Source organism: Brevibacillus sp. SIMBA_040, from assembly GCF_046535075.1.
Lineage (GTDB): Bacteria > Bacillota > Bacilli > Brevibacillales > Brevibacillaceae > Brevibacillus.
The window spans coordinates 1-232 of record NZ_JAWRXI010000429.1; the positions used below are offsets into that span (position 1 = coordinate 1).

A 232-nucleotide genomic window follows, 5' to 3' on the forward strand; every position below is an offset into this window, starting at 1 on the left:
CTCGTTAAATCCGAATATATTGGATAACTGAAAGAAGGTGTATCAAATGTTTTTTTGGTATCACCGCTATCTATTGCCTGACCTACATCTACAATGTAACTTTGCTTTTTGTGCTTATTGTTTCCTCTAAAACAAGCTTTTGTATCATAACCAGTAATATCTATGGTTAGTTCCTTTTTTACAGGTACAACAATCTTATCCCAAGCAGTTGGTTTACTTGGTGCGACTACTT

General features: G+C 34.5%; 1 protein-coding gene. It reads right to left on the reverse strand.

Annotation, left to right across the window (positions count from 1 at the left end; translation table 11 throughout):
- Nucleotides 1-232 (reverse strand): hypothetical protein (locus tag SB752_RS33320; RefSeq protein WP_410719646.1); only part of this gene is annotated, 232 nt, incomplete at both ends.